Source organism: Dietzia sp. DQ11-71 (assembly GCF_014144995.1).
Lineage (GTDB): Bacteria > Actinomycetota > Actinomycetes > Mycobacteriales > Mycobacteriaceae > Dietzia > Dietzia kunjamensis.
On the sequence record NZ_JAALDT010000158.1, the window covers coordinates 1 to 8512 of the forward strand.

An 8512-nucleotide genomic window follows, 5' to 3' on the forward strand; every position below is an offset into this window, starting at 1 on the left:
AGCGGGGCCACCGGGCGGGCCCACGCCGTGGTCGGCCCCTCCGGGTCGGGACGATCGACGACGGCGCGGGACATCGCCGGCCCGGGCGCCCTGCACGTCCGTCTCGCGGAAGCCGACAGCGCGGACGCCGCGTGGATCGGGCTCGTGGTGCCCGCCCTACGTGACCAGGGCGATCAGGGCAGGCCGCTGGTCCTGGATGACATCGACCTCCTCGACGGCGCCGACCTGCGCCGCCTGGCAGTACGCCTACGGTCGGCGGAGGCCGCCCTCGTCGTCGTCACCAGTCGCGAGGACCCCCGCGCGGCGGTGACGGAGGCACTGGACGCGTGCGGGACGAGGACCGTTCTGCGGCCGCTGCACGAACGGGGGGCCGAGAGCGCCGAGATCGTCGCCCGGATGGTGACGGAACTGACCGCCGAGAAGGGGCTCGGCCCGACCGTGCCCACAGCGCGCTTCACGGACGCCGTCTGCGCCCTGGACCTGCCCAACGGACTGATCTCCCTGCGGTCGATCCTGAGCGAATGCCTCACCGGGTCCGGGCGCAGGGGGTCGACGACCCTCGACGTGGACTCACTGCCGTCCCGCGCCCGCACCGGACGCCCACCCCGGGCCGGGGAGCTGGCGAGAGGCGAGTATGACGCGATCGTCGCCGCCCTGGCCGGATGCGACGGCGTCCGGTCGCGCGCCGCCAGACGGCTGGGCATCAGCAGGACCACCCTGTACGCCCGGATGCGCGAGTTCGGCTTGTCCTGACGGGCGGGCGTCGTCCCGGCGTTGTCCCGGCGTCGTCGACGCTGTCGGTGTTGTCCATGTTGTCCAGAATCTGAACACTCCGCCGGGCCGGACCGACCCCATGATGGGTTGTGACCGGCCTCACATCTGAGCCGGTCGGAATTCTTGGAGGACACAATGACCGGCACACTCTCCCGGGACACCGGCGCCACCACCCAGGTCGACGAGCGGCTCGGCACCGAGGCCCGCGACTTCCTCGGCCGCCCGCACCAGCTCTTCATCGACGGGCAGTGGGTCGACGCCGCCGACGGCCGCACCTTCGGCACCTACGACCCCGCCACCGGCGCCGAGATCACCCAGGTCGCCCACGGCGGGCCCGAGGACGTCAACCGGGCCGTGGCCGCCGCACGCCGCGCATTCGACGACGGCGCCTGGGCCACGATGAAGCCCAACCAGCGCGAGCAGATCCTCTGGCGCATCGGCGACCTGCTGGACGCCAAGGCCGAGCTGTTCGGCCAGATCGAGGCGCTGGACAACGGCAAGTCCGTGGCGATCGCGACCGCCGTCGACGTGGCATGGGCTGCGGACGTGTTCCGCTACTACGCCGGCTGGTCCACCAAGATCGAGGGCTCCACCGTCAACGTGTCGATGCCGTTCGCCGGCGACAAGCAGTTCCACGCCTACACCCAGCGCGTCCCCGTGGGCGTGTGCGGGCAGATCATCCCCTGGAACTTCCCCCTGCTCATGGCGGCGTGGAAGCTCGCACCCGCCCTGGCCACCGGCAACACGCTGGTGCTCAAGCCAGCCGAGCAGACGCCGCTGACCGCGCTGCTGCTGGGCGAGGTCATCGCCGATGCCGGGGTTCCCGACGGCGTGGTCAACATCGTCACCGGCTTCGGCGACGCCGGCGCGGCCATCTCGGCCCACGACGACGTGGACAAGGTGGCCTTCACCGGCTCCACCGAGGTCGGGAAGCTGATCGTCGACGCCGCCAAGGGCAACCTCAAGAAGGTCTCCCTCGAGCTGGGCGGCAAGAGCGCCAACATCGTCTTCGCCGACTGCGACTTCGAGGCCGCCGTCGCCGGGTCCGTGGCCGCGTGGATGTTCAACCACGGGCAGGCCTGCACCGCCGGCACCCGCCTGTACGTCGAGGACTCCATCTACGAGGAGTTCACGCAGGCTGTTGCCGACGCCGCCGCCCAGGCCACCATCGGGCACGGCCTGGACCCCGCCACCGAACTCGGCCCGCTCGTCGACCAGGACCAGTTCGACAAGGTCTCCTACTACCTACGAGCCGGGATCGAGGACGGCGGACGCGCTCTGACCGGTGGCGGCCGACACGGTGACACCGGCTACTTCGTCCAACCGACCGTCTTCGTAGACGTCGAACCCGACCACCGGGTGGTCACGGACGAAATCTTCGGCCCCGTCGTCTCGGCCCTGCGGTTCACCGACATCGACGACGCGGTCCGGCAGGCCAACGACTCGATCTACGGCCTCGCCGCGGGCGTCTGGACGAAGGACATCTCCAAGGCCCACAAGGTCGCCAGCCGTCTGCACGCCGGCTCGGTCTGGGTCAACCAGTACAACGGCTTCGACACCGCCATGCCGTTCGGCGGGTTCAAGCAGTCCGGATGGGGCCGCGAACTGGGCCAGGGTGCGCTGGACCTCTACACCCAGACCAGGTCGGTCAACATCCAGCTCTGAGTGATCGAGCTCCACGAACCGGGACCCGGCGTCCCCGTGCCCCCTCCGGGGACGTCGGCGACTCCCCTCTCTTCCCACCCTGCACTACCTGAAAGGAACACGCCGTGAAGACCAAAGCAGCAGTACTGTTCGACCTCCACAAGCCGTTCGAGATCATCGAGCTCGACCTGGACGATCCCGGCCCCGGTGAGGTGTTGATCAAGTACACGGCCGCGGGCCTGTGCCACTCCGACCTGCACCTGTCCGACGGCTCACTCCCGCCGCGCTTCCCGATCGTCGGCGGGCACGAGGGAGCCGGCGTCATCGAAGCCGTGGGCGTGGGCGTCACCAAGGTCAAGCCGGGCGACCACGTGGTGTGCTCGTTCATCCCCAACTGCGGGACCTGCCGCTACTGCTCGACCGGGCGGCAGAACCTCTGCGACATGGGAGCGACGATCCTCGAGGGCCATATGCCCGACGGGACCTTCCGCTTCCACTCGGACGGCAAGGACTTCGGTGCGATGTGCATGCTCGGTACGTTCTCCGAGCGCTCGGTGATCTCGCAGCACTCGGTGGTCAAGGTCGACGACTGGCTGCCGCTCGACAAGGCCGTCCTGGTGGGCTGCGGCGTGCCGTCGGGCTGGGGCACCGCCACCTACGCCGGCAACGTGCGCCAGGGCGACACCGTAGTGATCTACGGAATCGGCGGCCTGGGCATCAACGCCGTCCAGGGCGCCGTCCACTCCGGTGCCCGCCACGTGGTCGTGGTAGATCCCGTTCAGTTCAAGCGCGACGAGGCGTTGAAGTTCGGCGCCACCCACGCCTTCGCCGACGCCGCCGAAGCCCACGCCGAGGTGGAGAAACTGACCTGGGGCCAGATGGCGGACCAGGCGCTCATCCTGGTGGGCACCGTCGACGAGCAGGTCGTCTCGAGCGCGTTCGACGTGATCGGCAAGGGCGGCACGGTGGTGATCACCGGCCTGGGCAACATGACGGACAAGACCGTCCAGGTCAGCGGCACCATGATGGCCCTGTTCGGGAAGACCATCACAGGCACCCTGTTCGGTTCCGCCAACCCGCAGTACGACATCGTCAAGCTCCTGCGCCTGTACGACGAGGGCAAGCTCAAGCTGGACGAACTCATCACCACGACCTACACGATCGACCAGGTGAACGAGGGCTACCAGGACCTGCAGGACGGCAAGATCATGCGCGGGGTGATCATCCACGACACCTGATCCGTCGCCGGCAGCCGTCCCGACAACTCCGCCCGCAGCCGCGCGCAATCACTGCAGCCGCTCACGAGTTATCGTGGGCGGCTGCAGTAATTGCGCGCGGTTGTCCGGCGAGGCCTGGTCCAGGACTGCCAGGACCTGAATTTCACAGGGCCGGCTTCTCCACAGGGTCCGGCCGCCGGCCTTGTTCGCAGGCCGGATTCACCGGGGGCCCCTGGCACCGTTGCCGCCATGACTCCAGCGATCCCGTTTCTCACGGGGCAACCATTCACCACGGCAGAGGCGACCCGGGCGGGATTGTCGCACCGCGCACTCACTGCCGCGGTCTCTGCAGGAAGCCTGATCAGGAGCAGGCACGGGTGGTTTCATGTGCCCGTAGCCGGTGAGTCCCGGAAGGTCTCCGCCGTCAGGTCCTCCAGGATCGCGCTAGCGGAGGGACCTGCCGGGGCACTGATCAGCCACCACACGGCAGCGGAGCTTCACGGCATCCCCCTCGTCAGAACCCGGACCCAGGGCGTCCACCTGACGGTCGGCCGGCCCGCCGGAGGACGCAAGACCCCTCACGTCCAGATCCATACCCCCCCGGGGAGTTCCCTGTCAGCCACCGAGGTCGACGGCATCCCCGTCACGACCGTTGATCGGACGATCATCGACCTTGCCCGGACTGCAGGCTTCGACGCGGGTGTCTGCGCGGCAGACCATGCGCTGCGCCTGAAGTTGGTCACGCGGGCTTCCCTGGTGAACGAGCTCGAACTTCACCGCGGCCGCACCGGTGTCGCGATTGCCCGAGAGGCTATCGATTTTGCGGACCCGCTCGCGGAGAGCCCCGGTGAATCGCTCTCGCGCTGCGTCATGAGATCCCTGCGTGCGATTCCGGCGCCTCGACTGCAGCACCGATACCTCTCCGAGGAGGGGCAGGTCATCGCCCGCACCGACTTCTCCTGGGGAGACGGCACACTGGCCGGGGAGTTCGACGGCAGGATCAAGTACTCCGGCCGCGCCGGCAACAGCGCGGACCCGAGCGAGGTGGTGTGGCTCGAGAAGCAGCGCGAGGACCAGCTGAGGGATCTCGGCGTGGTGGTGATCCGCTGGGTCTGGCACGACCTGTTCAAGCCCGTCCGGTTCGAGCGACTGCTGCTCGGCGGGCTCCGACGAGCGCACCTCCTCTGACCTGACCACAGCCGACCTCACGAACCGGCCCGCAGCGCACCTCACGGCATCCGCGCGCAACCACTGCAACCGCTGACGAATTTTCGTGCGCGGCTGCACCGTCCGCGCGCGGATGCTGAGGCGGCTGGACACGGCAGGCGGCTGAACCCGGCGTGCGGCTGCGCCGAGTCGGCTCAGGGCGTGGGCGCCCCGCCCGTCACCGAGAGGGTGTTGCCGGTGGTATAGGACGACTCCTCGGAGGCCAGATACACGTACGCGCCGGCCATCTCCACGGGCTGGCCGGGCCTGCCGAGCGGATTCTTCTGCCCGAAGTACGGGAGCTTCTCCGGCTTCTGCCCGCCGGTGACCTGCAACGCGGTCCAGAACGGCCCGGGCGCGACGGCGTTGACGCGGATCCCCCGGGGCGCGAGCTGCTGCGCCAACGCCTTGGACATCGTGTTGACCGCAGCGCGAGAGGTCGCGTAGTCCACGAGGCCCGGCGACGGAGTGTAGGCCTGGACAGACGAGGTGAAGATGACGCTCGCACCGGGCTGCAGGTGGCCGAGCGCTTCCTGCATCATCCAGAACGGGGCGGAGATGTTGACGTTCATCGTCTCGGCCCACTGCTCGGAGGTCAAGTCCTCGAGGTTCTCCACGTACGTCTGCCGGGCGGCGTTGAGCACCAGCACGTCGATCCCGCCGAGCCCGGCGACGGCGTCGCGGACGATCCCCCGCGCGACCTCCTCGTCGCCGACATCGCCGGGGAGCAGTACGCATGTCCGCCCGGCCTCCCGGACCAGTCGCGCGACCTCGTCGGCGTCGGACTGTTCGGATGGCAGGTAGCCGATCGCGACATCCGCGCCCTCGCGGGCATACGCGATCGCCACCGCCCGGCCGATCCCCGAGTCGCCTCCGGTGATGAGCGCCCGCCGACCGGTGAGGCGACCGTGGCCGACGTACGACGTCTCTCCGTGATCCGCGGGCGGGTCGAGCTCCGACGCGAGCCCCGGAACGGGCTGCGACTGCAGCGGAATCTCCACCTCGTACTTGGAAGTGGGATCGACCAGCACCGCGTCGTCGGGCTGGACGGCGTCGGGCTGGACGGCGTCGGGCTGCTCGGAGGGTGAAGCGGTGGGGTCGGTGCTCACGTGTGGGCCTCCTGGATCGTGTGGCTGCATCGACCGTACGCCCCGCCGCGCGACCACCCGTCCGGATGCGAGGTCGTGCCGAATCCCCCACACTGCGGAAGAGAACTCAACTCCCCTCGAGACGAAGGAGCAAGCATGCCCCGTTACCGCGTGATTGACCCCGAGCAGAACGTGATCGACGAGAAGGAGTTCGCCGACGACACCAAGGCCTACGACTGGTTCAAGACGGTCGAGGTCCCGGACGACGCGCTCGGTTACGCCATGGAGGTCGACATGGACGGCAAGTGGACACGCTTCGAGATCAACGACGGCGGCACCAACACCTCCCCCGCGGCCGACGAGGGCACCGGCATCGCCTGAGCCCGCCCCCGCGGACAGCGTCACTCCGCCTCGCCCATCCCCACTTCTCGTGGGGGGAGCGGGGCGGAGTCGCTCATTTCGACCGCCCCGCGCGGTGGAGGTGGCCGCGGATGGCGAGCATCATCGAATCCATCCGCGCGGCCTCGTCGAGCAGTTCCGCGACGGTGGCCGGCGCGGTCGAGCGACTGTCCAGGCAGGCGGTGTTGGCCCGCTCCAACAACCCGGCGAAGTCCGGATCGGCATCGAGGTGGTCTCTGACCTCGGGGTACGCGCCCTCCAGCGGGGTGCCGATCCCCAGCGTGAACCGGATCTCGTACCAGCGGTCGAGGGTTTGCGTCAGCGCTTCCAGCGCCAGGAGGTGGGTCCGCCGGGCCGAGTCCACCGCCCGCTCGGCGGTGAGCTGCACCGGGTCGGCCCCGAGTCTGAGCCGTCGGCGGCGGGACAGGTCCTCCAGCCCGGCGCGGACCAGCCATCCGGTCGCCGCGACCCAGGCCGCGAGCCCGGCGATCACGATGAGTAGCAGTAACGCGAGGATGAGCGGCACGACATCACCCCCCGCCCAGTGCGCGCAGGACGAGCGTCAGCGGGACGGACAGGAGCACCGCCGCCGAGATCCCGGCCCCGATCAGTTTCCCCACGCCCGTCCAGCGCAACTCCGCGCACTCCGCAGCGAGCGCAGCGGGTGACAGGGGTGACGCGAGACGCCCGGCCGCTGCCGCGTGCGCCTCCGCGACCGTCGGCCAGGTCGCCGGGACGTGGGCGTGGGGGTCGCTTCCGAGTTCCTCGGCGACGACGAGCGCCCGCTGCTGATCCCATTCGGCCAGCCGCTGGTCGAGTTCGTACACCGCCGCCTCGGCCGCCTCGATCCGCCGCCCCTCGGCGGTTCGCGGGGAGGTGACCGACGGCAGTTCCATACCTCCAGCTTCCACCACCCGAGCTGGGCCGGGCAAGGGTCAGCCCTTGACCAGCCCGCCGTCCACGATGAGGTTCTGTCCGGTCACGGCCCGTGCCCACGGGGAGGCGAAGAACAACACCGCGTCGGCGAGTTCGGCCGGGGTGATCACCCGTCGCAGCGGGGTGCCGGAGGCGATGATGTCGAACACCTCTTCAGGTGTAGCGGCGCTGGCGTCGGTGGTGCGCAGCAGGCCGCCCGAGACCATGTTGACCGTGATGCCGTCCGGCCCCAGATCCGTGGCCAGGGTCCGGGTGAGCGAGAGTGCGGCGGCCTTGGCGGCGGTGTAGTCGTGGTACGGCACCACCGGGTGCTGGAACAGGTTGGTGCCGATGTTGACGATCCGGCCGAACCCGGCCTCACGCATCCCCGGCAGCGCGGCCTGGGTGGTGGCGAGGGTGGCCTTGACCGCGCCGCGCAACTGCGAGTCGAAGTCCTCCCAGGTCAGGGTCTCCGGCCGCGGCCTGGCGTCGCCGTTGAACTGGAAGTCGACCAGGGCGTTGTTGACCACCGTGCTGATCGGCCGACCGAAGTGGGTGCGGGCCGCGTCGACGAGGGCGCGTACCTCGTCGTCGTCAGTCACGTCAGCGCGTAGTGCGACGGCGCGGTCCTCGCCGAGCTCACGGACGAGGTCGGCGGCGGCGGCCTCGCTGCGTCGGTAGTTGACGACGACGAGGGCGCCCTCGCGGGAGAAGGCGCGGATGATCTCCACGCCGAGTCCGCGGGCTCCGCCGGTGACCAGGACGACCTGCTCGTTGATACGCATGCCACTCGCTTCCCGGTGGTTCCTCACGGGGAGCGCGATGCCCACCAGCCCGCCGCACGATGACCGCACGACTGCCAGGCGACGCCGCCCGGGGCGACGTGCACGACATTCCTCCGCTGGAACTACCCAGTTCAGGTTCGACGGGTGTGTTCTCAGCCGCCCGGATGGGCGGCACCCCGTGTCGAGTGCGAGCCTAGGCCACCCGCGGCCGGCTGAACGCGAAGCCACACTGCCGATCTGTCCCGCGTGGCTGGACAACCGTCCTAGGATCGGCGAACGCCCCCGACGATCGGAGCCCCGTGACCGCCGCCCTGCCGACCTCGCTCGGCCGATTGCGCGCCCTGTTCTCGCAGGCCACGCCGCCGACCGATCTGCCCGCCCCGGGCGACTACCTCGTCACGTTCGTCGGCCCGGCACCGCTGAGGGCGGTGGCGCCGCGCGCGATCGCCCTCGGCGGGATGCCGGGCTGGCAGGGCAAGCGTTT

Annotated in this window: 10 protein-coding genes, 1 pseudogene and 1 riboswitch; of the genes and pseudogenes, 6 read left to right on the forward strand and 5 right to left on the reverse strand. The window is 69.8% G+C overall.

The window, feature by feature from the left end:
* The 3 genes from G6023_RS06445 to G6023_RS06455 all read left to right on the forward strand — a co-directional run.
* Window positions 1–753 (forward strand): helix-turn-helix domain-containing protein (locus G6023_RS06445; RefSeq protein ID WP_277817506.1); only part of this gene is annotated, 753 nt, incomplete at its 5' end.
* A gap of 156 nt (window positions 754–909) precedes the next feature.
* Window positions 910–2439, forward strand: coding sequence for an aldehyde dehydrogenase family protein (locus G6023_RS06450; RefSeq protein WP_182634552.1), 1530 nt, complete (start codon window positions 910–912; stop codon window positions 2437–2439).
* Window positions 2440–2543: 104 nt separating this feature from the next.
* Complete coding sequence (locus G6023_RS06455; RefSeq protein ID WP_182634554.1) at window positions 2544–3656, forward strand: NDMA-dependent alcohol dehydrogenase; 1113 nt, start codon at window positions 2544–2546, stop codon at window positions 3654–3656.
* Between the two features lie 594 nt (window positions 3657–4250).
* On the opposite strand, the gene G6023_RS06460 is transcribed toward G6023_RS06455, so the two are convergent.
* Window positions 4251–4412, reverse strand: coding sequence for a hypothetical protein (locus G6023_RS06460; RefSeq protein ID WP_182634556.1), 162 nt, complete (start codon window positions 4410–4412; stop codon window positions 4251–4253).
* A 93-nt stretch (window positions 4413–4505) separates the two neighbouring features.
* Here G6023_RS06460 and G6023_RS06465 point away from each other — a divergent pair, with 93 nt between their 5' ends.
* Window positions 4506–4823 carry a hypothetical protein gene (locus tag G6023_RS06465; RefSeq protein ID WP_182634558.1) on the forward strand — a complete coding sequence of 106 codons (318 nt, stop codon included), beginning with the start codon at window positions 4506–4508 and terminating at the stop codon, window positions 4821–4823.
* Window positions 4824–4996: 173 nt separating this feature from the next.
* Here the strand turns inward: G6023_RS06465 and G6023_RS06470 are convergent, their stop codons facing one another.
* A complete protein-coding gene (locus tag G6023_RS06470) occupies window positions 4997–5872 on the reverse strand; it encodes an SDR family oxidoreductase (protein WP_182634569.1) in 876 nt (291 codons plus the stop codon).
* 213 nt (window positions 5873–6085) lie between these two features.
* On the opposite strand from G6023_RS06470, the gene G6023_RS06475 reads away from it, so the two are divergent.
* Window positions 6086–6310: a hypothetical protein gene (locus G6023_RS06475; protein WP_182634560.1), complete on the forward strand. Its 225-nt coding sequence runs from the start codon at window positions 6086–6088 to the stop codon at window positions 6308–6310.
* A gap of 73 nt (window positions 6311–6383) precedes the next feature.
* Here G6023_RS06475 and G6023_RS06480 read toward each other — a convergent pair whose 3' ends face one another.
* From G6023_RS06480 to G6023_RS06490, 3 genes are read right to left on the reverse strand one after another with little or no spacing between them, the layout of a single operon-like run.
* Window positions 6384–6854 (reverse strand): hypothetical protein, encoded by a 471-nt coding sequence (locus tag G6023_RS06480; RefSeq protein WP_182634562.1) that lies wholly within the window; start codon window positions 6852–6854, stop codon window positions 6384–6386.
* Window positions 6855–6858: 4 nt separating this feature from the next.
* A complete protein-coding gene (locus G6023_RS06485; RefSeq protein WP_182634564.1) occupies window positions 6859–7224 on the reverse strand; it encodes a hypothetical protein in 366 nt (121 codons plus the stop codon).
* A 39-nt stretch (window positions 7225–7263) separates the two neighbouring features.
* Window positions 7264–8028: a 3-oxoacyl-ACP reductase gene (locus G6023_RS06490; protein ID WP_182634566.1), complete on the reverse strand. Its 765-nt coding sequence runs from the start codon at window positions 8026–8028 to the stop codon at window positions 7264–7266.
* Between the two features lie 91 nt (window positions 8029–8119).
* Window positions 8120–8217, reverse strand: a riboswitch (TPP riboswitch).
* A gap of 110 nt (window positions 8218–8327) precedes the next feature.
* Here G6023_RS06490 and G6023_RS06495 point away from each other — a divergent pair.
* A pseudogene (locus tag G6023_RS06495) lies at window positions 8328–8512 on the forward strand (hypothetical protein); the annotation flags it as partial.

Coding starts and splice junctions, on each gene's coding strand:
- G6023_RS06475 (WP_182634560.1), top strand. CDS start 6,086: ATGCCCCGTTACCGCGTGATTGACCCCGAGCAGAACGTGATCGACGAG.
- G6023_RS06485 (WP_182634564.1), bottom strand. CDS start 7,224: ATGGAACTGCCGTCGGTCACCTCCCCGCGAACCGCCGAGGGGCGGCGG.
- G6023_RS06450 (WP_182634552.1), top strand. CDS start 910: ATGACCGGCACACTCTCCCGGGACACCGGCGCCACCACCCAGGTCGAC.
- G6023_RS06490 (WP_182634566.1), bottom strand. CDS start 8,028: ATGCGTATCAACGAGCAGGTCGTCCTGGTCACCGGCGGAGCCCGCGGA.
- G6023_RS06465 (WP_182634558.1), top strand. CDS start 4,506: ATGAGATCCCTGCGTGCGATTCCGGCGCCTCGACTGCAGCACCGATAC.